A 22218-nucleotide genomic window follows, 5' to 3' on the forward strand; every position below is an offset into this window, starting at 1 on the left:
CGCCACCGGCTGGTGAATGCCGCCCCAAGCAGGCTAAAACACACCGCATGTGATGACCGGTGACCTTTCCTCAATCGTTTGGCGGTTGAACGGAGCAGATTTGGAAAGATTTAGGGGCAACGAAGTGAACACCTCTGTCGACAACACTACCCCCACCCCTAGCCCCTCCCCACACGTGGGAGGGGGACGATCCACACCGGTCATCGACATTCAGAACCTGTCGCTCACCTTCGAGACCAATGACGGTCCGGTGCACGCGCTGTCCGACATCGACCTGAAGGTTGAAAAGGGCGAGTTTGTGTCCTTCATCGGCCCCTCGGGTTGCGGCAAGACCACCTTATTGCGGGTTATCGCGGATCTGGAAAAGAAGACCGCCGGCGACATCACCGTCAACGGAACCACACCGGAAAACGCCCGGCTCGACCGGGCCTACGGCTATGTCTTTCAGGCCGCAGCGCTTTATCCCTGGCGGACGATTGAGAAAAACATCGCTCTGCCACTGGAAATCATGGGCCTGACCCGCAAGGAGCAGACAGCGCGCATCGACAAGGTGCTGGAGCTGGTGGAGCTTGCCGACTTCAGTCAGAAATTCCCGTGGCAGCTGTCCGGCGGCATGCAGCAGCGTGCCTCGATTGCCCGCGCCCTCGCCGTTGAACCGGACCTTCTGTTGATGGATGAGCCGTTTGGCGCGCTGGATGAAATCGTTCGCGACCATCTCAACGATCAATTACATCAGCTTTGGGCCAAGACCAACAAGACCGTCGTCTTCGTCACCCACTCCATTCCCGAAGCCGTGTATCTGTCGACAAAGATCGTCGTTCTGTGCCCGCGTCCGGGCCGGATCTATGACGTCATCGAAAGCGACCTGCCGCGCCAGCGCACCCTCGACCTGCGCGAAAGCCCGGAATTCCTGCGCATCGCGCAACGCGTCCGTGAAGGTCTGAAGGCGGGGCATGCTTATGATGACTGAGCAGGCTATATCCAACGCGGGATTTTCTGCCATGCAGGGTCACGGCATGGATCCCATGGTCGAGCCTTGGGATGACGGAGCTGAAAATACCGCAGGGGGAGATCCAACTTCCCGAGCCTCCCATCCTCATCCCGGACAAGCACAGCGCGATCCGGGACCGGTGAGCCACGGCGCAGTTTCGGGCACACCGATCCCGGCTCCCCATTTCTCTGCGTCCGGGATGGCAAAAGACCAAATTCACCGCTTGCCTCCGTCATCCTCGGGCCTGTTCCGAGGATCCAGTCTGCAGCAGGGCTGGATGCCCGGCACAAGGCCGAGCATGACGCTGGAGAGCGTGTCGCCGCATTCCAACGCCGCCGTCATTACCGGACTTGATCCGGTAATCCATGCCATGACATCGACCACAAGCCGAAACCACACAACCTGGCAACGCAACGGCATGGATCCCATGGTCAAGCCATGGGATGACGGAACTGGAAATACCGCAGGGGGAGATACAAGTTCCCGAGCCTCCCATCGTCATCCCGGACAAGCACAGCGCGATCCGGGACCGGTGAGCCACGGCGCGGTTTCCGGCGCACAGATCCCGGCTCTGTGTTTCACTGCGTCCGGGATGACGACATTCGAGGAAGGAGCAAGGTTATGAGCCCCCTCTCCCGCCTCGCCGCGGGCACCACCCTGCCCGTGGTCACCGTGGTCATTGCCATCATTGCCATCTGGTATGTCGCAGCCGTGGCGCTCAACGCGCCGTTCCAGCGCGACACCTATGAACGCGCCAAGCAGACCGATGTGCCGTTCTCCCAACTGTTGAGCGACACGCTGGTGCAAAAGCGTCCGGTGCTGCCGGCGCCGCATCAAGTGGCAACGGAAATCTGGCAAACCACTGTTGAGAAGAAGATCACTTCCAAACGCTCACTGGTCTTCCATGCCTGGATCACCCTGTCGACAACCCTTTTGGGCTTTCTCATCGGCACCAGCCTCGGCGTTCTGATTGCCGTCGGCATCGTTCACTCCGGTGTTCTCGACAAGTCGCTGATGCCCTGGGTGATCGCCTCGCAGACCATCCCGATCCTCGCCATCGCGCCGATGATCATCGTGGTGCTGAACGCGGTCGGCATTTCCGGGCTTCTCCCGAAGGCCATGATCTCGACCTATCTGGCGTTCTTTCCAGTCACCGTCGGCATGGTGAAGGGGCTCCGCTCGCCGGAAATCATCCACCTGGACCTGATGCACACCTATTCGGCCAGCCGACTCGAAACCTTCTTCAAGCTGCGCCTGCCCTACGCCCTGCCTTTTCTCTTCACATCCATGAAGATCGGCATCGCCGCCTCGCTCGTCGGCGCCATCATCGGCGAGCTGCCGACCGGAGCCGTCGCCGGCCTGGGGGCCCGCCTGCTCGCAGGATCCTACTACGGTCAGACCGTGCAGATCTGGTCGGCACTGATTATGGCCTCGGTTCTGGCCGGCTGTCTGGTCGGTATGATCGGGCTGATTGAAAAGAACGTCCTGAAGCGCATGGGGATGGCAGCATGACAACGGCAACAAGACAGCAAAGTCGGCTGACGGTCTCCAACGTGCTCGCCTGGGGGGCTGTCGCGCTGTCTGCGCTTGCTTTGGTGACGACGGTTTTCAATCCTGACATCACAGCTCTTTCCAATCCGACGCTCGCAGTGGCAGCCGTGCTTCTTGCCATCCTCGGTGTCCGCTTCGGGCTCGGCTTTGCTCATAACAAGGTCGGCGATGTGGCGCTTGGTATTGTCACGGCGCTTGCAAGCGGCTTTCTGATCGGCGCCACCAGCGCCTATCCGGGCGCGGCCACCACCGGCTTCTTCTGCCTGATGTTCGCCGCCTGGGCCACCGCCTGGCTCTTCATAGAACGTCTTGCGACATGGAAACTGAAGGGCAACGCCGGCAAGCTGGTCAACCTGATCATTCCGATCCTTTTCGGCGCCTGGATCCTCGTCATCTGGCAGCTCATCACAGTCGGACTCGGCGTGCCGAAGGTGCTGCTGCCGGCGCCTGCCGATATCTGGCTGCGCCTGATCAACTCAGTGCCGATCCTCTGGGCCGATTTTCAGCAGACTTTCCTCAAAGCGGTGATCATCGGCTATGTGCTGGGCTGTGGGTCGGGTTTTCTGCTCGCCATCGCCGTCGACCGCATTCCCTTCCTGCGGCGTGGCCTGATGCCCGTCGGCAATCTGGTCTCCGCCCTTCCGATCGTCGGAATCGCCCCCATCATGGTTATGTGGTTCGGCTTTGACTGGCCGTCCAAGGCCGCAGTGGTCATCATCATGACCTTCTTCCCGATGCTGGTGAACACGGTGTCCGGGCTGGCCGCGTCTGATGCCATGCAGCGCGACCTGATGCGGACCTATGCGTCCAGCGACTGGCAAACCCTGTTCAAACTGCGCCTGCCGATGGCCATGCCGTTCATTTTCAACGCTCTCAAGATCAATTCCACCCTCGCCCTTATCGGCGCCATCGTGGCGGAATTCTTTGGCACGCCCATCGTCGGCATGGGCTTCCGCATTTCCACAGAAGTCGGCCGCATGAATGTCGACATGGTCTGGGCCGAAATCGCCGTCGCAGCCCTCGCTGGATCCCTGTTTTACGGCGCCGTCGCCCTGCTTGAGCGCACCGTCACCTTCTGGCACCCCTCGGTGCGGGGCTGAAACTTATCCATTCTCATGCTCGGCCCAGTCCCGAGGATGACACCGAGAGTGAACCGCAATCACCAACGCCATCCCGGACAAGCGGTAGCGCAGATCCGGGACCGGTGAGGCACCACTCTCTCGATAGACTCACGGCTCATCGGTCCTGGGTCTTCCTCTGGTCGCCTGGGGTGACGGTGGAGAGTGAGGAGGTAAGAAACCGGTACCGGCTCGTTTGTCTCCGGCGAAGGTGCCGCGGAGCATCGACGACCATCACGGCACGATGGCCGCCCATCCACAGGCCCTCGCCATGCCATGGCTTGACCATGGCATCCATGCCGTTTCATCTACGTCGAATGCATTGAAATCCATTGGTAGGGCAGGTCTCGGCGTCAATCGCCGGATCAGCTCCTGCCCAAATTCCTGACCTGTCGAAAAAGAGGCCTAGCAAGCATGAAACCCGGTCGCGACGTGTCCCGCCTCGTTGAAATCATGGCCGCCCTGCGCACACCTGTGTCCGGGTGTCCCTGGGATTTGGAACAGACGTTCAGGACCATCGCGCCCTACACCATCGAGGAAGCCTACGAAGTGGCCGATGCGATCGCGCGCAACGACATGGAAAACCTCGAGGAAGAGCTGGGGGATCTGCTGCTTCAGGTCGTCTATCACGCCCAGATGGCGCAGGAGGAAGACCTGTTCGACTTCGCCGATGTGGTCGAAGGGGTGACAAAGAAGATGATCCGCCGCCATCCGCATGTCTTTGGCGACGAGAACGGCGATAAAGCCGAGTTGGTCAAGGGCATCTGGGACCGCATCAAGTCGGAAGAAAAGGCTGAGCGCGCGCAGCGCCGCGCAGCGATGGGGATGGAAGAGACGAAGCCGCGCTATCTCGATGATATCCCCACTGCATTCCCGGCGCTGCTGGAGGCAGAAAAGCTCCAGCGCAAGGCCTCCAAGGTCGGGTTTGACTGGGGCGACCCGGTGCCCGTACTGGCCAAGATCCGCGAGGAGACTGAAGAGCTCGCAGCCGAGCTGACGGCCGGGACGCCTGACCGCGACCGGATCGAGGATGAGCTTGGCGATACCCTGTTCGCACTGGCCAATCTGGCGCGCCACCTCGACATTGATCCCGAAGCAGCGCTGCGCCGAACCAACCTCAAGTTCCGCACCCGTTTCGCCGCCATAGAAGATCACGCCGAAACAACCGCAACAACCCTGGACGCGATGAGCTTGAACGAAATGGAAGCTGCCTGGCAGGCTGCGAAGAAGAAATAGGCAACGGCAACAACAACTTTCCGACCTATCCCCCTCTGCTGTCCTTGCCGGGCCTGAACCGGCAATCCATGCCGTGACGCCCGCTCTTTGGAAAAACTCTTCCGCTAGGAGAGCGAACGGCATGGATACCATGGTCGAGCCATGGCAAGACGCGGAAAGATGACGGTGCGGAGATCAAACCTCACCGCCACCGTCTTTGGCCCTCAAAAACCTTCAAGAACGATCTTGCCGCGCGCGGTGTTGCTTTCGATCAGGCCGTGGGCCTTGCGCAGGGTGGCCGCGTTGATTGGACCCATGACGTCCGTCAGCGTGGTGCGGATCTTTTTTGCGTCGATCAAACCAGAGACTTCATTGAGGATTTTGCCCTGCTCGTTCATGTCCGGTGTCTGGAATATCGAGCGGGTGTACATCAGCTCCCAATGGATCGAGACGGACTTCGACTTGAACAGGCCGATGGCAACACTTTCCGGATCGTCGATCAGCCCGAAGCGACCTTGAGGCGCAATAACATCAGCGATCTGCTCGGCATGATGCTGGGTCGCATTGGTGGAGAAGACGAACGCCGGTGCGCCGAGACCCAAGGCCTTCAGCTGCTCACCGAACGGTTTGTGATGATCAATGACATGATGCGCGCCGAGCTCCTTGACCCAGGCGACTGTTTCCGGACGCGATGCCGTGGCGATCACCGTCAGATCGGTCTTTTCCCGCAGCAGCTGGATGGCGATGGACCCAACACCCCCGGCCCCACCGATGATTAGCACGGCGTTGTCTGCACCTGGCACCGGCGCTGTGACTCTCAGCCGATCAAACAGCATTTCCCAGGCAGTCAGGCTGGTCAGCGGCAAAGCAGCAGCCTCGGCAAACGACGCGCTGGTCGGCTTGCGCCCGACAATGCGCTCATCCACCAGATGGAATTCGGAATTGGTGCCCTGGCGCAGAATAGACCCGGCGTACCAGACTTCATCACCTGGCTTGAAGCCGGTAACCTGATCACCCACCGCGGAAACAATCCCGGCAGCATCCCAACCGAGAACTTTCCAGCCACCGTCTTCCGCTGCGGCCTTCGATCGGACCTTGGTGTCGACGGGATTGACGGACACGGCGCGGACTTCGACCAGCAGGTCGTGTCCGGTCGGAACAGGCGTATCGAGCGTAACGTCTTGCAGGGCGTCGTCCCGGTCGATGGCGCCGGGGATCTTGTATGCGACAGCTTTCATGGCTTGCCTCCTGTTTGGTTCTGGCTGTAGATAGCAAACAGGCAGAAAAGCGCTATACGCACAAAAAACGCCCATAGTATCAAAAAGGATACCGTAATGGCCAAGGTCCGGCATTCCCGTTTCGACTGCACACCCGGTTGCGCGGTGGAAGCCGCTGTCGCCCTCATTGACGGAAAATGGAAATGTGTCGTGTTGTGGCATCTTCTGGAGGAGGACGTGTTGCGCTTCAACGAGATCCGCCGCCGCATTCCAAGCGTCACTCAGCGCATGCTGACCAATCAGCTGCGCGAGCTGGAAGAAGACGGCCTCATCCACCGCGAAGTCTATCCGCAGGTGCCGCCCAAGGTCGAATACAGCCTGACCGACATGGGGCGTGGCCTGTTCCCGATCCTGCGCGCGCTGAAAGACTGGGGCGACGAACACCTCAACATGTTTGGGCAGAACGGCGAAGCCGGAAAGCCCACAAAGGACCAGCCGCTTTCGACAGAGCAAGAGAGCACCCCCCTCGCCGTCTAAGCCCGATCAACGCAAATGCGCCCGGCCATCACTGACCGGGCGCATGAACAGCTTCAACGGATAACATCACTGCCTAGTCGACGATATACTCTGCAAAGGAGCCACGGAAAGGGCCGCGCTGCTTGTCCGTAACCCGGACATCCGCTTCGATGAAATCCTCACCGTCCTCCCGCTCAAGCACCTCTGCCAGCTGATACAGCTGAGCCAGCAATGCGCCATCCGTCACAGGTATCTTGACGGTGAACAGGTCATCGTGCTTCGCCATGAAAGTATCGATGCGGCTGTAGAGCGTCTCCAGACCGGCCCCGGTCAGAGCGGAAAGCGCAATAGAGCCCTCGTCCTCACCAGACTGGTCCTCGAGCAGCTTGTCACGATAGGCCTCATCCAGATTGTCGATCTTGTTCCAGACCTCAACCACCGGCGCACCGGTCGAAGGATTGACACCAAGGTCGTCCAGCGTCTTCTTGACGTCTTCGGCCTGGGCATCGGAATCCGGATGCGAGATATCGCGCACGTGCAGGATCAGATCCGCTTCCAGAACCTCTTCCAGCGTTGCGCGGAAGGCTGCGACCAGATGGGTCGGCAAGTCGGAAATGAAGCCCACCGTGTCGGAGAGGATCACCTCCCGCCCATGCGGAAGCTTGATCTTGCGCAGTGTCGGGTCCAGCGTTGCAAACAGCAGATCCTGAGCGAAGACATCCGCTTTGGTCATCCGGTTGAACAGCGTCGACTTGCCGGCGTTGGTATAGCCGACGAGTGCAACGACCGGCTGCGGGATCTTCTTACGCTTCTTGCGATGCAGGTCACGGGTCCGCCGCACGCTTTCCAGCTGCTTCTGCAGGGCCATGATGCGATCTTGAATCTGGCGTCTATCCGCCTCGATCTGGGTTTCACCCGGACCACCCATGAAGCCAACGCCGCCGCGCTGCCGTTCAAGGTGGGTCCAGGATCGCACGAGCCGGCTCTTTTGCCACGACAGATGCGCCAGATCCACCTGCAGACGGCCTTCCTTGGTGCGCGCCCGGTCCCCGAAGATTTCCAGAATCAGCCCGGTTCGATCGATCACCTTGGTCTTCAGGTCCTTTTCCAGATTACGCTGCTGGATAGGTGTCAAAGGATGGTCGATCACCACGAGGTCGATTTCCTCGGCCTCGACAATGCCGGCAAATTCAGAAACCTTGCCTTCCCCAAACAAGGTTGCGGGTTTCGGTGCGCTGACGCGCACCACGTCGGAATAGATGATTTGGAGATTGATCGCGGCGGAGAGGCCAACCGCTTCTTCCAGTCGGGCCTCGGGTTCGCGCATGGCGCGCAGTCCTTCATCGGCCGCAGCGCGGCGCCCGGAGAGAACCGGCTCTATGATCATTGCCCGGAAGGGCTGCGGACGCCGATCAATTCCCCCGCGATCGCCATCCGCTTTACTTGTCGTGTCGCTTTCGCGAGATTTCGGTTGCAATCAGCTGCCTGCCTTTTCAACACCATCTTCATTCGGTTCAAACAGTTGTACCGGTGCGTTTGGCATAATTGTGGAGATGGCGTGTTTATATACAAGTTGTGAGTGCCCGTCCCGGCGCAGCAGGACGCAGAAATTATCAAACCAGGTCACGACGCCCTGAAGTTTGACGCCGTTGATCAGAAAAATCGTCAGCGGAGTTTTTTGCTTGCGGACGTGATTTAGGAAAGTGTCTTGAAGATTTTGTGTGCGCTCAGCCATATATTTTTATCCTATTTCCTCCGAATGCGGCCGGGGCATCCGGTGCTTTAAATCTTAGTCTTTCCTGGGGCCCTAAACACAAAGCTGCCGCCCCATCAGACTTTATCCTTACGTCGCCATGCTCAGCACATCGCCGAGACCGGTCCCGCGGTCATCGGCAGACTTCAGACGAACTTCAAACTATCGTTACAGAACCAAAAGCAGGAAAGTGCCCTACCAAGAATCTGTAGCAGTATGCACAGCTTAGTGCAATCATCGCGCCAGTTTACACCTGCCCAACACTTGTCAGCGGGGCGTTGTGCACCCTGCAAACTCAGTCATTGTGGTTCCCAGAGTATCCGCAACGCCGCTGGTGGTAACATGGTCCTGCCAGCACATTCTGACATAGCCGATCTATCCTCATCACCTGAGGACGAAGACCGGACAACCATGGCGGAGCACGCGTCCTGCCGGTTCATGAAAAACAGATCTTACCCACGCCCTTGAAGGTAACCCGCCTCTAAAAAAAAGATCAAGGGGCCTTGCAGAGATTACCTCGAGGTTTTTGTCATGAGCACAAACGCCAGCACCGTACAAACACTTAATCCGCGGAAGGAAAAGTCACAGATGCTGCATTGCAAATGAGATAAAGGGCGGCTTTGGGCCCCGCTTTCCTAGAAAAACTCCAGGCTTACCCGGAACATCTGCTCTACCTGGCGCACTCTGGCCGCAACCGCGAAAATAACGATACGATCCTGGGCCTGGATCTGGAAATCACCGTTCGGCGTGTAGACCTTGCCATTACGGTAAACTGCCCCGACCCGGATACCGGTTGGCAGATCGATCTCGCGCAAGGGGCGCCCGACCAGCGGCGAGGTATCCAGTGCTTCGGCCTCAACAACCTCGGCAGCCCCGTTTTGCAGAGAGTGCACGCCGCGGATACGACCACGCCGCACATGCTGCAGGATCTTGGAGATCGTCACCGCACGCGGGTTGATGAAGGCATCAATCCCCAGTGCGGCGGTAAAGGCCGGATAACTCGGATTGTTGAGCAGGCAGAGGTTGCGTCGACAACCGAGCTTCTTTGCCATCACGCAGGACAGGATGTTGACTTCATCGTCGTTGGTCAGGGCGACCATCGTGTCAGCCGACCCGACATCCGCTTCGTCCAGGATCCCCTGATCCAGCGCGCTGCCATGCAGGATAACCGACCGTTTCAACTCATCGGCAACCCCAACGGCACGCTCACGCGATGCTTCGATCAGCTTGACCCGTGTGTTGGAGTGGCGGCTTTCCAGCGCCCGCGCCACATACAGGCCGATGTTGCCACCGCCGGCGATGACCACACGGCTGGCTTCCGGCTCTTCGTGTCCGAAAATCCCAAGCGCACGCCGAACCTGATCGCGTTTGGCAACAACATAGGCCAGATCGCCGACAAGCAGGGAATCCGAGCTCGACGGCACGAACAGATTGTTGTTGCGATAGACCCCGACCACCACGGCACCCAGATCCGGAAACAGTTCTGTGAGCTGGCGCAATGGCGTATCAACCACCGGACAATCGTCCTCGATGTTGATGCCGACAGTGACCACCTGATCATCGGCGAACCGCACGGTTTCGACAGCCCCCGGCAAGGCCAGACGCCGCAGCACCATTTCCCCGACTTCGATTTCCGGAGAAATGATCACATCAATCGGCATGTTCTCGCGCGAAAACAGGTTCTGCCAGCGCCCCTGCAGATAGCTTTGCGAGCGGATACGGGCGACCTTGGTCGGCACGTTGAAGAGCGAATGGGCGACCTGACAGGCCACCATGTTGACCTCATCATAAAGGGTGACCGCGATGATCATGTCGGCTTCTTCGGCACCAGCTGCCGCCAGCACGTCCGGATGCGCCCCATGGCCGACGAAGCCGCGCACATCAAGCTGATCGCCGATGGCATTGATCAGCTTCGGCGAGCTGTCGATCACCGAGACGTCATTCTGCTCTGCCGCAAGACGTTCCGCGATACCGTAGCCCACCTGGCCAGCGCCGCAAATGACCACCTTCATGATCGAGACCCTTTATAAAAACGGTTGTCATGACCCCTTAGCAGAGCTTGAGGCTCAGGACAGCCCCAAAGTCTTCAATTTGCGGTGGAGCGCCGACCGCTCCATACCGACGAATTCTGCCGTACGGGAGATGTTGCCATCAAATCTCTTGATCTGGGCCTGCAGGTAATCGCGCTCGAAAATCTCCCGCGCCTCCCGCAAGGGCACCGACATCAAATGCTCGCCACCGCCATTGCTGGCAAGGCCGGGAAGCATCGCCCCGACCTCCGCCGGAAGCAGGTCCGCGGTGATCGGACTGTCCGCATCGCCCCGTGCCAGGATCAACAACCGCTCGACGTTGTTGCGAAGCTGGCGCACATTACCGGGCCAGTCATGAGTCTGCAGCACTGCCATGGCATCACCGCCGATCTCACGCATCGGAATGCCCGACGCACTTGAGACCTGCTGCACGAAAAACCCGACAAGCGTAGGAATATCTTCCCGTCGCTCGGCCAGTCCCGGCACCCGCAGCGGCACCACACCCAGCCGATGAAACAGGTCCTGACGAAACCGTCCCACGTCGATCTCGGCTTCCAGATCCTTGGCCGTTGACGATAAAATGCGCACATCGACCTGAACTTTCCGCGCGCCGTTCAGCCGCGAAAAGCTCTGCTCGACCAATACCCGCAGGATCTTGCCTTGAGTCTCCATCGGCATGTCGCCGACTTCATCCAGATAAAGTGTACCGCCATGGGCTTCTTCCAGCGCACCGACCTTGCGCAAATTGCCAGCGTCATCCTCGATGCCGAAAAGCTCTTCTTCCATTCGCTCGGGCGTGATGGTCGCCGCATTGATCACCACAAACGGGCTCTTGGCCCGGGGTGACATGTCATGGATCATCCGCGCCGCCAGTTCCTTGCCCGAGCCGGAAGGTCCGGAAATCATCACACGGCTGTTGGTGATCGCGATGCGGTCGATGGCCTGGCGCAGCTGATGCGCCGCACTGGAATTTCCGACCATGCCATCCGGCGTGCCGGTCTTCTGCTTCAGTTCCCGGTTTTCACGCCGCAGGCTGGAGGCTTCCAGCGCCCGCTCGACAATCAGGATCAACCGGTCGCTCTTGAACGGCTTTTCGATGTAGTCGTAAGCCCCGCGCTTGATGGCAGAGACGGCCGTCTCGATGTTGCCATGCCCGGAAATGATGACCACCGGCAAATCCGGATCCATTTCCTTCAAGGCATCGAGAACCGCCAACCCGTCGAGCTTGCTGCCCTGCAGCCAGATGTCCAGGATCACCAGCGATGGCCGGCGCGCCTTGAAAGCCGCCAGCGCCGTATCGCTGCAACTTGCCGTGCGCGTGCCGAAGCCTTCGTCGTCCAGAATTCCTGCAATCAATTCGCGGATGTCTTTTTCGTCATCCACGACCAAAATGTCATGAGCCATTGATAATCACACAGTCTTTCCCTGACGCTCCGCCGGCTCGGCGTCTGCGTCGTCCTCATCCTCAGCGGCAGTCGCGGACAGGGTCAGACGCACAAGGCTGCCTGTTTCCCCCAACTCGTTGTCCGGTGCATCAAGCAGCTCGATGCCGCCCCCATGGTCTTCCAAAATCTTGCGAACAATGGCGAGGCCGAGCCCTGTCCCCTTGTCACGTGTCGTCATGTATGGCTCCAGCAGACGTTGCCGGTTTTCTGCCGGCAGGCCGATGCCATTGTCGCGCACATCAATGGTAATCCGGCCGTTGTCCTCGCTCAGCGTTACCTTGATGCGACCCTGTGCCGGTCGTGTGCCAGCATCCGGGCCTTCGCCGTTCTCTGCAGGCGCCGCAAGTCGCCCTTCAATCGCCTCACCGGCATTTTTGATGACATTGGTCAGCGCCTGCCCCAAAAGGCGAGCATCAAAAATCGCCTCGACAGGTGCCTCCGGCAGCTCCGTTGTGATCTCGATATCCGAGTTCGCTACCGACTGCATGAAGGCAGATTCGCGCACCGTATTCCGCAGATCGGCCTTAGCCTTCGAGGGCTTGCGCATTCGCGCAAATGACGAGAACTCGTCGACCATTTGCCCGATGTCGCCAACCTGACGGATGATCGTGTCGATACATTGATCGAAAACACCACGATCTTCCTCGATCTTCTTGCCGTACCGACGGCGAATACGTTCCGCCGACAGCTGAATCGGGGTCAGCGGGTTCTTGATCTCATGGGCAATGCGTCGGGCAACATCCGCCCAGGCCGAATTGCGCTGCGCCGAAACCAGATCGGTAATGTCGTCGATTGTGACCACATAGCCATGTTCCTGGCGGGTTGACTGCTCCGAGGTCAGCCGCACATTCAACATGCGCTGGCGTCCACCGCGGGTGGTCTCGATCTGCGTTTCATGAAAACGCTCATGTGCCCGATCCCGCGATTGCTGAAGGAAGTCTGCCAGCTCCGGCATCACTTCCGTCAGCGGCTGACGCAGGATTTCCATTTCCTCCACCTGAAGCAGGTTCTGCGCAGACAGATTGACCAGCACAATAGACGAATCCTCGTCGATGCCGATCACCCCGGTGGAAACACCCGCCAACACCGCCTCGTTGAACCTGCGCCGCCGGTCAATCTGCTCGTTCGCTGCCAGCAACGCATCACGTTGGCCCACCAGCTGCCCGGTCATCTTGTTGAAGGTCTGCCCCAGATTGGCCAGATCGCCTTCTGAACTGTGGGTCTGCACCTTGATCGCGAGGTTGCCTTTCGACACTTCGTCTGCGGCTGAAATCAAGGTTCGGATGGGCGCCACCAGTCGGTTGGCAAAGCCGAAGCCGATCCAGATCGCCGAGAGAAGCAGGATCAGCGCCACGCCAAGATAAACCAGAGCAAACGCCACCTGCACCCCGAAACGGGCGCCTTCCATGTCGCGGTAGGCGGAAGCCCCCTCTTCTGCCAGGCGCTGGTATTCGATCACCCGAGGATCGATGGCACGCACCCCGTAGAGGTAAAAATCATTGTAGGCCGACAGCTTCATCACCGCGCCGACCAGGTTCGACACGCCGGGCGCAATCAGGATCGGCTCGCCGGATTGGGCCTTTTGCAGGCTCTGCTTGGGAGGCTGCAGAATGTTCACCCGCGGATCCCGAATGATCCGGGTGATCACCGTGCCGTCGCTGTCGACGATGAAGGCAGCCAGCAGGCCACGCACCGATGCCTGGGCGCTGAAAAACGCATCAAAGCGCGTCGGCTCGAAATCATAGACAGATCGGGCCCGATCAACGTCATTGCTCATGGCGATGATATCACCGCGCAGCACCCGTGCATGCTCCTGCAGATAGGCCTGAGCCACAACAAGCGCATTATCGATGATCTGGCGCGTGCGGTCCTCAAACCAGCGGTCCAGTCCCCGATCCAGCGTAAAAGCGGCCAACATGGCCAGCAGCAAGGCGGGAACCGCCGCAACGATACTGAACAGGGTGACGATGCGCACATGCAGCCGTGCAGCAGCACGGCCGCGACGCCGTGCGTTCAGAAGCTTGGTGATTTCCCATCCGATGGCGACCAGCAGACACGCTGCCAGACCGCCGTTCACCGACATCGCCGTCCAGATGACGTTCTGGGTCGGCGCGATGGAGGTCAGACCGGTCAGAATGAAGAAAGTGATGCCGATGGAAATCAGGGCCAACAACATGATGGCCAGCCCAAGCCTGCGACCCAGTTTGCCACTGGACACCTGCGCGCCGACCGCCCCTTGTACGGATCCCAAGATCATACCATCCCAACACGACCCTTATACCGGGCCTTCCTGTATAACGCGCTCGACCGCCTTGCAGAGGAGCATTCCATCTGCGGTGCAACAACACAATTACCACACATTGTTGCGAAAATGAGACATTGTCAGGGCTTTCCCGGACTGTCTACAGGCCAGGCTCAAAAAACCGCTGACCACCAGTTCAAACTGAAATTATATATTTTAGTTCAGCAATTTATTCCAGGGAAGGCGCAACAGAACCTGCCATTGAAAGCCCTGCTTTGCCCGCTAAGAACTTCAAATCGAACTACCGAGTGAGGCCATATCGCACCACATAAGGACATTCTGGCGAATCTCCCCGTCGCGAGTTCCCAAGGTCGCTCGCGCAAATAAAAACGCGCCCGAGGCGACGCCCCGAGCGCGGTTCCAGGAATCGACTGTTCTCAGCGAGAAGATCGCATGACCTGGATCTCCAGATCGCGGATCTTCTTGCGCAGCGTGTTGCGGTTCACGCCCAGAAGTTCGGCGGCCTTGATCTGATTGCCCCGCGTGGCTGCAAGGGCGGCACTGATCAACGGATACTCCACCTCACGCAGGATCCGGTGATAGAGCCCCGGAGGCGGAAGTGCATCGCCGTAATTCTCGAAATAGCCGTTGAGATAGCGCTCGACCGACCCGCTCAGATTGATCGTCTCCGACCCGTCCTCTTCCAGCGGTGACACCGTCGGCTGGTTTAACTCCTGCTCCAGCAGGCCTTCGCTGATGACATCCTGCGGATAGAGGGCTGCCAGTCGGCGAACCAGGTTTTCAAGCTCACGAACGTTACCCGGCCAGCGATAGCGCCGCAGCTGGTTCAGCGCAGATTGGTCAAGCTGCTTCGGCGGCAAGCCTTCCTTTTCCGCCATGGTGAAGAAGTGGCGCACAAGATCACCGATGTCCTCGACGCGCTCGCGCAGTGGCGGCAAGCGGATCGGCACGACATTCAGGCGGAAGTACAGATCTTCGCGGAACAGCCCCTGATTGATCAGGTTGCGCAGGTCCTTGTTGGTCGCAGCGACAATGCGGACATCCGTCTTGATCGGCGTGCGCCCACCAACAGTGGTGTATTCGCCTTGCTGCAGCACCCGCAACAGCCGGGTCTGTGCTTCCATCGGCATGTCGCCGATTTCATCAAGAAACAGGGTGCCGCCATCGGCCTGCTCGAAACGGCCGGAAGAGCGGTTCTGCGCCCCGGTAAAAGCGCCCTTCTCATGGCCGAACAATTCAGCCTCGATCAGATCACGCGGAATGGCGGCCATGTTGATGGCAACAAACGGTCCGTTTCGGCGCTTGCCATAGTCATGCAGCGCGCGGGCAACCAGCTCCTTGCCGGTGCCGGATTCGCCGTTGATCATCACGGTCAGATCGGTCTGCATCAGACGCGCCAGCACCCGGTAGATATCCTGCATCGCAGGAGACCGACCGACGAGCGGCATGCCTTCAGAAAGGTCCTCGCCTTCGACCTTGCGCACCATCTTAGGCTCTTCCAGAGCCCGCCCGACAATGCCGATCAGCTCTTTCAGGTCGAACGGCTTCGGGAGATACTCATAGGCACCTTTTTCCGATGCCCGGATGGCTGTCATGAAGGTGTTCTGCGCACTCATCACGATGACCGGCAGATCCGGCCGCAGCTTCTTCATGCGGGGCAGAACATCGAAGATATTCTCGTCCGGCATCACCACGTCCGTGATCACCAGATCTCCATCGCCTGAGGAAACCCAGCGCCACAAGGTGGCGGCATTTGATGTCAGGCGAACCGTATAACCGGCCCGAGACAGGGCCTGATTGAGTACGGTGCGGATGGCTGCATCATCATCTGCTACAAGGATTGTGCCGCTTGGCATGATCACTTACGTCCTGTCGCTAGAGCCGGCGTCGGTTTCGACGAAGGCCGGCATTAGAATTCGAAACACGGTGCGTCGCGGACGGCTGTCGCATTCGATCACGCCGCCATGGTCACCTATGATTTTCGCCACAAGGGCCAGTCCAAGGCCGGTGCCATTGGTCTTGGTGGTGATGAAGGGCTCGAACAAATGGGGCAGCAGGTCTTCGGGAACACCCGGCCCATTGTCGTAAACGCAGAATTCGAGCGGCAGGCTCACCCGTTCGCCGGTACCCGGCACCGACAGGCGAATGCCCGGCCGAAACGCTGTGGTGATCCGGATTTCACCATCCGGATCCTCGCCGATTGCCTCTGATGCATTCTTGATCAGGTTGAGGAAGACCTGGATCAGCTGATCCTTGTTGGCAAACACCGGCGGCAAAGAAGGGTCATAGGCTTCCTGGATGCGCTTGTTCCGTGCAAAACCACTGTCAGCCAGGCGTTTCACGTGGTCGAGCACAACATGAATATTGACCGGGTCGCGCTCAATTGGCCGCTCGTCGGAGAAGACCTCCATCCGGTCGACCAGTTTGACGATCCGGTCGGTCTCGTCGGTAATCAGCCGGGTCAGCGGCCGGTCGCTGTCGGGCACCGACTGTTCCAGCAACTGCGCCGCGCCACGAATGCCTGAAAGCGGATTCTTGATCTCATGCGCCAGCATGGCAGCCAGGCCGGTGACAGTGCGCGCCGCCCCGCGTGAGGTCAGCTGACGGTCGATCTTCTCCGCCATGGTGCGCTCCTGAAACATCAGGACCACAGCCCCCGGACGCCCGACAACCGGCGCGGCATTAATGTCGACGATCTTTGGCGCCCCGATACGCGGCGAGCCGATATCGACCTTGTATTCGTTGATTGCAGCCCCGGTTTCCCGCACCTGCTCGATCAGGGTCAGAAGCGGACTGCCGAAGGGGATGAAGTAATCAATCGGGTGCCGCTGCATCATCGACACGGAGCAGCGCATGAAGATTTCTGCCGCCATATTGGCGGTTTCAACCACCCCGTCCGGGGCCACAAGCAGCACGGGATGCGGCAGCGTGTCCAGAATGGTCGGACCATCGCTGGCCAGAGCCTCTGCCCGTCCGCTTGAGGTATGGCTGGGGGTCATCATGCCGCGCTCCTGGTGTTCAGGCCGTCGAACCAGCCACCAAGAAGCGTCACCACCTCTTGCGGGTCTGTTGAGGTCATCAGGGCACGCCGCAAATCAGACGCCACCGGAGCCACCTCCGCACCGGCGTCGAGATACCATCCCAAATGCTTGCGGGCGATTCGAAGGCCCGCGCCTTTACCGTAATGCTGCAAGATATCCTCATAGTGATGTGCAACCAGAGCGGCGAAATCGGCACCCGACGGGGCGCGGCGATAGGTGCCGGTGGAAAGAAAATGACCGATGGCACCGGGGAGCCATGGCTTGCCGTAAGCCCCGCGGCCAATCATGACCGCATCGGCGCCTGACTGGCGCAGCATCTTCACTGCATCGGCTTCCGAACAGCAGTCGCCATTGGCAACCACGGGCACCGAAACGGCTTGCTTGACCTGCGCAATGGCCCGCCAATTCGCCGTGCCCTTGTAGAACTGGCTCCGGGTTCGCCCGTGCACTGTCACCATCTGAACACCCGCAGCTTCTGCCCGCCGTGCCAGATCCGCGGCATTCAGGCTGGTTTCATCCCAGCCAAGCCGCATCTTAACAGTGACCGGTACGTCGACCGCGGCAACCGTTGCGTCAATCAGCGTCAAAGCATGGTCGAGATCACGCATCAAAGCCGAACCGGAATAGCCACTGGTGACCTTTTTGGCCGGGCATCCCATGTTGATGTCGATGACCTGAGCACCAGCCCCGGCCACCACCTTGGCTGCCTCGCCCATGAAGTGGGCTTCGCGACCGGCCAGCTGAACCACATGCAACCCGTCGGCCTGAGCCTCTGTCCGCATCTGGGTTTCCGCATCACCCTTTACAAAACTCTCACTGGCAACCATTTCACTGATCACCAGTCCCGCGCCGTAGCGCGCAGCAATCCGTCGGAACGGCAAATCACTGACGCCGGACATCGGCGCCAGGAAAGCTCTGTTCGCAAGTTCATGGGGACCAATGCGCAAGGGGTCCTGTGGGAACGTTTCAGTCAAACTGCTCATAACCTGTGCAAGCCCGTTATTGCCTATACCGTAGCCATTTTTTGCGTTGCGACAAGAGGCAATCTACCTCTAAGCCGGTCCCGCGCTTGATTAAATCCGCTTTTGCCTGTCTTTAAGACCTTGAAACTGAGGCCCCTGGCCACGCAGCCAGAATGAAGAACCGACGGACCTGACAATGACCAAACATGTGGCAGCTTTGATCGTCGCAGCCGGGCGCGGCACGCGACTGGCGCGAACTTCTGAGGATCTGCCCAAGCAATACAGGGACTTAGGTGGTAAACCGATCCTTGCACGCACACTTGAGGCCTTTCTGACCCATCGGGGTATAGCGAAGGCCATGGTGGTAATCCACCCGGATGACCTGCGGCTCTATGAAACGGTTATCACCAGCCTGCCCGCCGCAATCCACAGGCACCTGGAACCACCGGTGTTTGGTGGCGAAACCCGCCAGGCGTCGGTCGCAAACGGCCTGAAGGCGCTTCAGCGCACTGCACCAGACTTCGTACTCATCCATGATGCGGCACGGCCAATGGTCAGTGCCGAGGTCATTGCCAACGCAATTTCCACCCTGAAGACTGGCGCTCCGGCCTGCCTCGCGGCGGTTCCCGTCTTCGACACTCTGAAGCGGATTGCCCCGGAAAACCCCGGCCATCTGCAGACCGTCGACAGAACCAATCTCTGGGCTGCTCAAACCCCTCAGGGTTTCGCCTTTCCCCAGATACTCGACGCCCATGAAGCCGCCAAGACAGCTGGCCGCCTCGACTTTACCGACGATACCGGCTTGGCTGAATGGGCCGGGCATGCCGTCACACTGACTTTAGGCGCGCCTGACAACTTCAAGATCACCACCGCAGACGATCTGGATCGCGCCGAGATGATCCTTGCACGAGAGACACAAATCATGACCGCGCCGCTCCCAACGACACTCCAACGCCCGACATTGGCCAGCCTTCCGGATGTGCGCATGGGCCAGGGCTACGATGTTCATGCCTTTGAGGACGGCGACGCCGTTATTTTGGGCGGTGTTCCCGTCGCGCATTCAAAAAAGCTGAAAGGCCATTCGGATGCGGACGTGGTGCTGCACGCTCTGACCGACGCCATCTTCGGTGCTCTTGCCGATGGCGATATCGGCAGTCACTTCCCACCCTCCGATCCCCAGTGGAAAGGTGCCGCCTCCGACCAGTTCCTGATTTACGCGCTGCAGCGCCTGTCTGCACGCGGTGGCCGCCTGGCCCATGCGGATGTGACCATCGTTTGCGAGGCCCCGAAGATCGGGCCTGTGCGTGATACCCTGCGCGCTTCCATTGCAAAAATCTGCGATCTTCCGATCGGCCGCGTCTCGGTCAAGGCCACGACGTCTGAGCGGCTTGGCTTTACAGGCCGCAAGGAAGGTATTGCCTGTCTCGCCTGCGCCACCATCCGCCTTCCCTTCGACGACGAATAGGCCGCTTTCGCCGTTCGCCGCACCCCGTGCTGCCGAGGACCTGAACCGATGACCGACATTTCACCTCCCACATCTGCCCCGCACTGGGACGAGCTTGATCGCAACGCACAGGAATTAATTCCTGCACTCGCGAAGCAGCAGCTGATGCTGGCGACCGCAGAATCCTGCACTGGCGGTTTGATCTGCGGCCTGCTGACCGGCATCCCCGGATCCTCGGATGTCATCGACCGCGGCTTTGTCACCTACTCGAATGAGGCAAAGCAGGATCTGGTCAACGTCACGGCGGCCAGTCTGGAAAACTATGGCGCCGTCAGCCCGCAAGTCGCTGCGGAAATGGCCGCTGGTGCTCTGGCAAACTCACGCGCCGACATTGCCATCTCCGTGACAGGCATTGCTGGACCGGGCGGAGGCACACCACAGAAGCCCGTTGGCACGGTGCATTTCGGCCTCGCCATCAAGGGGCAGGATGTGAGAACTTTTTCTGCACTTTTTGAGGCAATGGACAGAACAGACGTCCGACTTGCCTCTGTTGCCTATTGTTTAAAACTTATTTCAAATTTTCTCTGTATGCCTAAAGGAAGATAAGGACGCATACGTTATTCATTTTACCAAGCAAAGGTCCTCGTGACCTTTTCCATTCTGCAGGAATTCCATTATGTTGACCGCTTCTTGCCGGAGTATTGCCGGCGCTGTTCTGTTGTTTTCAGGCTTGTTGTCACTCCCTGCTCAGGCCCAGGACGAGTTGCCGAAACCCGGTGACACCTACATGATCTCACGTGCATTCGGTGGGGTTTTTGCCGGCAGCCACAAGATTTACAACGAACAGATGGAAGGCCTGTACAAGGTCACCTACTGCGGTCGTGCTTACTGGGTGCTGCCCTATACGGTTGCCTGGACCCAGATCGAAGTCGAGAACCGCCGCACGATGAAGGTCGAATATAATTTCGGCAAAGGCTGGCGCCCGCTCTGCAGCAATCCCGATCAGCAGGTCTCGCTGGATGACCTCGGCATTGCACGCGAGGCGCGTGAAGTGATTGTCGCCTATCGCAGCATGAGCGAAGACAGCGGCCGTGGCGGCGGCAATCGATTCAGTGCAATCGCCCGGGCGTTTCAAGAAACCCCGGGGAAAAGCGACAGCGCCAAAGGCAGTTACCACGCCAACTGATCGCGCCGGACATATGTGCTACGCAAACAAAACGCCCGACCCTGCGGCCGGGAGTTTATTTGTCTTTTCACTTTGCCTGACGCCCGATCGGCTTAAGCCGCTAGTTCCACTTGCCCCAGAACCTTCTGCAAAATGTCGACCATGGCACCAAGATCACCTTCTTCGGTCACCAGTGGCGGGGCAAAGATCAGGGCGTCGCCGGTTGCCTTCACATGCAGTCCCGCGTCGAACAGCTTGCGTTGTACCAGCGATCCTTTCGCGCCTGGAGTGGCGCCGGGTGTCAGCTGAATACCGGACATCATGCCGTAGCCGCGCAAGTCACTGACCTGGGGCAAATTGCGCAGCGAGAAGACTGCATCAAGGAACGTCGGCGACAGCGCCCTGCCACGTGCGAACAGGCCGTCCTTCTCGTAGATGCCGAGCGTCGCCAGTGCCGCGGCACAAGCAACCGGATGGGCCGAATAGGTATAGCCATGCATCAGCTCCGGACGGTCGGCTAAAATGCTGTCAAAAATAGCCTGTTGAATTTCAGTCTTCACCGCCACCGCACTCATTGGAATGGTGCCATTGGTCAGCGCCTTGGCCATCGTCATCACGTCCGGTGTGACGCCAAATTCTTGTGCTGCGAAAGCCTCGCCAGTGCGCCCAAAGCCGGTGATGACTTCATCAAACACCAGCAGAATTCCGTATTTGTCTGCGATTTCCCGCAAGCGCTTCAGATAGCCGACAGGCGGCACAATGGTGCCGATGGATCCGGCGATCGGTTCAACGAAGACTGCTGCGATGGTTTCGCCGCCGTAGGTCTTGCAGATCTCTTCAAGGTCGTCGGCCAGATGAGCGCCGGATTCAGGCTGCCCGCAGGTGTAGCGCTGCTCTTCCGACCAGGTATGACGCATGTGAACCACATCAACGGTGACACCACCGAAGTCGCGACGATTACCGACCATGCCCGCCAGAGATGTGCCGCCCAGATTGACCCCATGATAGCCCCAGGAACGGGAGACGAATTTGGTCCGCTGCGGCTCACCCTTGGCCTTGTGATAGGCCATGCAGATCTTGATGGCGGAATCCACGGCCTCCGAGCCGGACGACGCAAAGAACACCCTGTCCAGGCCTTCTGGCAGAATGCCCGCCAGCTTCTCCGCAAGCTCGAAGGAATTCGCCGAGGCCCGCTGGAAATGCGGCGTATAGTCCAGTGTCTGCAGCTGGGAATAGACCGCTTCGGCGATCTCCGGACGGCCATGACCGGCAGCACAAGTGAACAGCCCGGACGAACCGTCGAGAACCTCACGGCCCTCCGGCGTCCAGTAACGCACGCCCTTGGCCTTTTCAAACATCTGCGGTTCCTGATGGAACAGCCGATTGTTGGTGAAAGGCATCCAGTGGTGGTCCATGTTGATCGGCATTTGGGTCATGACTGTGGGTCCTTGCAGGCAAAACGATTGCCCCCATTAGGATCCGTGCCGATCACCAAGGTTAGAGCCAG

At 59.3% G+C, this 22218-nt stretch carries 19 protein-coding genes; 9 read left to right on the forward strand and 10 right to left on the reverse strand.

Translation table 11 applies throughout. The features are described 5' to 3' along the window. Positions 1-175 precede the first annotated feature (175 nt). From J0X15_RS04470 to mazG, 5 genes are all read left to right on the forward strand, one after another. Positions 176-970: an ABC transporter ATP-binding protein gene (locus tag J0X15_RS04470; protein WP_331461888.1), complete on the forward strand. Its 795-nt coding sequence runs from the start codon at positions 176-178 to the stop codon at positions 968-970. Beyond that, positions 954-1616 carry a hypothetical protein gene (locus J0X15_RS04475; RefSeq protein WP_206938547.1) on the forward strand — a complete coding sequence of 221 codons (663 nt, stop codon included), beginning with the start codon at positions 954-956 and terminating at the stop codon, positions 1614-1616. Before J0X15_RS04470 ends, J0X15_RS04475 begins: the two co-directional genes overlap by 17 nt. After that, entirely contained in the window at positions 1613-2503 is an 891-nt protein-coding gene (locus J0X15_RS04480) for an ABC transporter permease (RefSeq protein ID WP_206938548.1), read from the forward strand. Before J0X15_RS04475 ends, J0X15_RS04480 begins: the two co-directional genes overlap by 4 nt. After that, complete coding sequence (locus tag J0X15_RS04485; protein WP_206938549.1) at positions 2500-3642, forward strand: ABC transporter permease; 1143 nt, start codon at positions 2500-2502, stop codon at positions 3640-3642. The genes J0X15_RS04480 and J0X15_RS04485 overlap by 4 nt, the downstream gene beginning before the upstream one ends. A gap of 432 nt (positions 3643-4074) precedes the next feature. Next, positions 4075-4896 carry a nucleoside triphosphate pyrophosphohydrolase gene (gene mazG / locus J0X15_RS04490; RefSeq protein ID WP_206938550.1) on the forward strand — a complete coding sequence of 274 codons (822 nt, stop codon included), beginning with the start codon at positions 4075-4077 and terminating at the stop codon, positions 4894-4896. Between the two features lie 203 nt (positions 4897-5099). Here the strand turns inward: mazG and J0X15_RS04495 are convergent, their stop codons facing one another. Next, positions 5100-6113, reverse strand: coding sequence for a zinc-binding alcohol dehydrogenase family protein (locus tag J0X15_RS04495; RefSeq protein WP_206938551.1), 1014 nt, complete (start codon positions 6111-6113; stop codon positions 5100-5102). Positions 6114-6209: 96 nt separating this feature from the next. On the opposite strand from J0X15_RS04495, the gene J0X15_RS04500 reads away from it, so the two are divergent. Next, a complete protein-coding gene (locus J0X15_RS04500; RefSeq protein WP_206938552.1) occupies positions 6210-6629 on the forward strand; it encodes a winged helix-turn-helix transcriptional regulator in 420 nt (139 codons plus the stop codon). Between the two features lie 73 nt (positions 6630-6702). Here the strand turns inward: J0X15_RS04500 and hflX are convergent, their stop codons facing one another. From hflX to dusB, 8 genes are all read right to left on the reverse strand, one after another. Continuing rightward, positions 6703-8085 carry a GTPase HflX gene (gene hflX, locus J0X15_RS04505; RefSeq protein WP_231710293.1) on the reverse strand — a complete coding sequence of 461 codons (1383 nt, stop codon included), beginning with the start codon at positions 8083-8085 and terminating at the stop codon, positions 6703-6705. Next, positions 8086-8343, reverse strand: a complete 258-nt coding sequence (gene hfq, locus J0X15_RS04510) for an RNA chaperone Hfq (protein WP_206938553.1) — start codon at positions 8341-8343, stop codon at positions 8086-8088. A 653-nt stretch (positions 8344-8996) separates the two neighbouring features. Further along, positions 8997-10373, reverse strand: coding sequence for a Trk system potassium transporter TrkA (gene trkA, locus J0X15_RS04515; RefSeq protein WP_206938554.1), 1377 nt, complete (start codon positions 10371-10373; stop codon positions 8997-8999). Positions 10374-10427: 54 nt separating this feature from the next. Next, a complete protein-coding gene (ntrX, locus tag J0X15_RS04520) occupies positions 10428-11795 on the reverse strand; it encodes a nitrogen assimilation response regulator NtrX (protein WP_206938555.1) in 1368 nt (455 codons plus the stop codon). 6 nt (positions 11796-11801) lie between these two features. Further along, positions 11802-14093, reverse strand: a complete 2292-nt coding sequence (locus tag J0X15_RS04525) for a sensor histidine kinase NtrY-like (protein ID WP_206938556.1) — start codon at positions 14091-14093, stop codon at positions 11802-11804. Positions 14094-14515: 422 nt separating this feature from the next. Then, positions 14516-15955: a nitrogen regulation protein NR(I) gene (gene ntrC, locus J0X15_RS04530; RefSeq protein ID WP_206938558.1), complete on the reverse strand. Its 1440-nt coding sequence runs from the start codon at positions 15953-15955 to the stop codon at positions 14516-14518. A gap of 6 nt (positions 15956-15961) precedes the next feature. Continuing rightward, positions 15962-17098 carry a two-component system sensor histidine kinase NtrB gene (locus J0X15_RS04535; protein WP_206939248.1) on the reverse strand — a complete coding sequence of 379 codons (1137 nt, stop codon included), beginning with the start codon at positions 17096-17098 and terminating at the stop codon, positions 15962-15964. Further along, entirely contained in the window at positions 17098-18123 is a 1026-nt protein-coding gene (dusB, locus tag J0X15_RS04540) for a tRNA dihydrouridine synthase DusB (RefSeq protein WP_206938560.1), read from the reverse strand. Before dusB ends, J0X15_RS04535 begins: the two co-directional genes overlap by 1 nt. 175 nt (positions 18124-18298) lie before the next feature. Between dusB and J0X15_RS04545 the strand changes: the two genes are divergently transcribed. The 3 genes from J0X15_RS04545 to J0X15_RS04555 all read left to right on the forward strand — a co-directional run bounded on the left by J0X15_RS04545 (position 18299) and on the right by J0X15_RS04555 (position 20732). Beyond that, positions 18299-19567, forward strand: a complete 1269-nt coding sequence (locus J0X15_RS04545) for a bifunctional 2-C-methyl-D-erythritol 4-phosphate cytidylyltransferase/2-C-methyl-D-erythritol 2,4-cyclodiphosphate synthase (protein ID WP_206938561.1) — start codon at positions 18299-18301, stop codon at positions 19565-19567. Positions 19568-19615: 48 nt separating this feature from the next. After that, entirely contained in the window at positions 19616-20152 is a 537-nt protein-coding gene (locus J0X15_RS04550; RefSeq protein WP_206938562.1) for a CinA family protein, read from the forward strand. A gap of 70 nt (positions 20153-20222) precedes the next feature. Continuing rightward, entirely contained in the window at positions 20223-20732 is a 510-nt protein-coding gene (locus J0X15_RS04555) for a hypothetical protein (RefSeq protein WP_209015080.1), read from the forward strand. A gap of 92 nt (positions 20733-20824) precedes the next feature. Here J0X15_RS04555 and J0X15_RS04560 read toward each other — a convergent pair whose 3' ends face one another. Next, positions 20825-22147 carry an aminotransferase class III-fold pyridoxal phosphate-dependent enzyme gene (locus tag J0X15_RS04560; RefSeq protein ID WP_206938563.1) on the reverse strand — a complete coding sequence of 441 codons (1323 nt, stop codon included), beginning with the start codon at positions 22145-22147 and terminating at the stop codon, positions 20825-20827. Between the last annotated feature and the right edge of the window lie 71 nt (positions 22148-22218).

Source organism: Roseibium limicola (assembly GCF_017313085.1).
In the GTDB taxonomy this organism is placed as follows: Bacteria; Pseudomonadota; Alphaproteobacteria; order Rhizobiales; family Stappiaceae; genus Roseibium; species Roseibium limicola.

Coding starts and splice junctions, on each gene's coding strand:
- J0X15_RS04560 (WP_206938563.1), bottom strand. CDS start 22,147: ATGACCCAAATGCCGATCAACATGGACCACCACTGGATGCCTTTCACC.
- ntrX (WP_206938555.1), bottom strand. CDS start 11,795: ATGGCTCATGACATTTTGGTCGTGGATGACGAAAAAGACATCCGCGAA.
- J0X15_RS04495 (WP_206938551.1), bottom strand. CDS start 6,113: ATGAAAGCTGTCGCATACAAGATCCCCGGCGCCATCGACCGGGACGAC.
- J0X15_RS04525 (WP_206938556.1), bottom strand. CDS start 14,093: ATGATCTTGGGATCCGTACAAGGGGCGGTCGGCGCGCAGGTGTCCAGT.
- dusB (WP_206938560.1), bottom strand. CDS start 18,123: ATGAGCAGTTTGACTGAAACGTTCCCACAGGACCCCTTGCGCATTGGT.
- mazG (WP_206938550.1), top strand. CDS start 4,075: ATGAAACCCGGTCGCGACGTGTCCCGCCTCGTTGAAATCATGGCCGCC.
- J0X15_RS04500 (WP_206938552.1), top strand. CDS start 6,210: ATGGCCAAGGTCCGGCATTCCCGTTTCGACTGCACACCCGGTTGCGCG.
- J0X15_RS04480 (WP_206938548.1), top strand. CDS start 1,613: ATGAGCCCCCTCTCCCGCCTCGCCGCGGGCACCACCCTGCCCGTGGTC.
- J0X15_RS04475 (WP_206938547.1), top strand. CDS start 954: ATGCTTATGATGACTGAGCAGGCTATATCCAACGCGGGATTTTCTGCC.
- hfq (WP_206938553.1), bottom strand. CDS start 8,343: ATGGCTGAGCGCACACAAAATCTTCAAGACACTTTCCTAAATCACGTC.
- J0X15_RS04545 (WP_206938561.1), top strand. CDS start 18,299: ATGACCAAACATGTGGCAGCTTTGATCGTCGCAGCCGGGCGCGGCACG.
- J0X15_RS04485 (WP_206938549.1), top strand. CDS start 2,500: ATGACAACGGCAACAAGACAGCAAAGTCGGCTGACGGTCTCCAACGTG.
- J0X15_RS04555 (WP_209015080.1), top strand. CDS start 20,223: ATGTTGACCGCTTCTTGCCGGAGTATTGCCGGCGCTGTTCTGTTGTTT.
- J0X15_RS04535 (WP_206939248.1), bottom strand. CDS start 17,098: ATGACCCCCAGCCATACCTCAAGCGGACGGGCAGAGGCTCTGGCCAGC.
- ntrC (WP_206938558.1), bottom strand. CDS start 15,955: ATGCCAAGCGGCACAATCCTTGTAGCAGATGATGATGCAGCCATCCGC.
- trkA (WP_206938554.1), bottom strand. CDS start 10,373: ATGAAGGTGGTCATTTGCGGCGCTGGCCAGGTGGGCTACGGTATCGCG.
- J0X15_RS04550 (WP_206938562.1), top strand. CDS start 19,616: ATGACCGACATTTCACCTCCCACATCTGCCCCGCACTGGGACGAGCTT.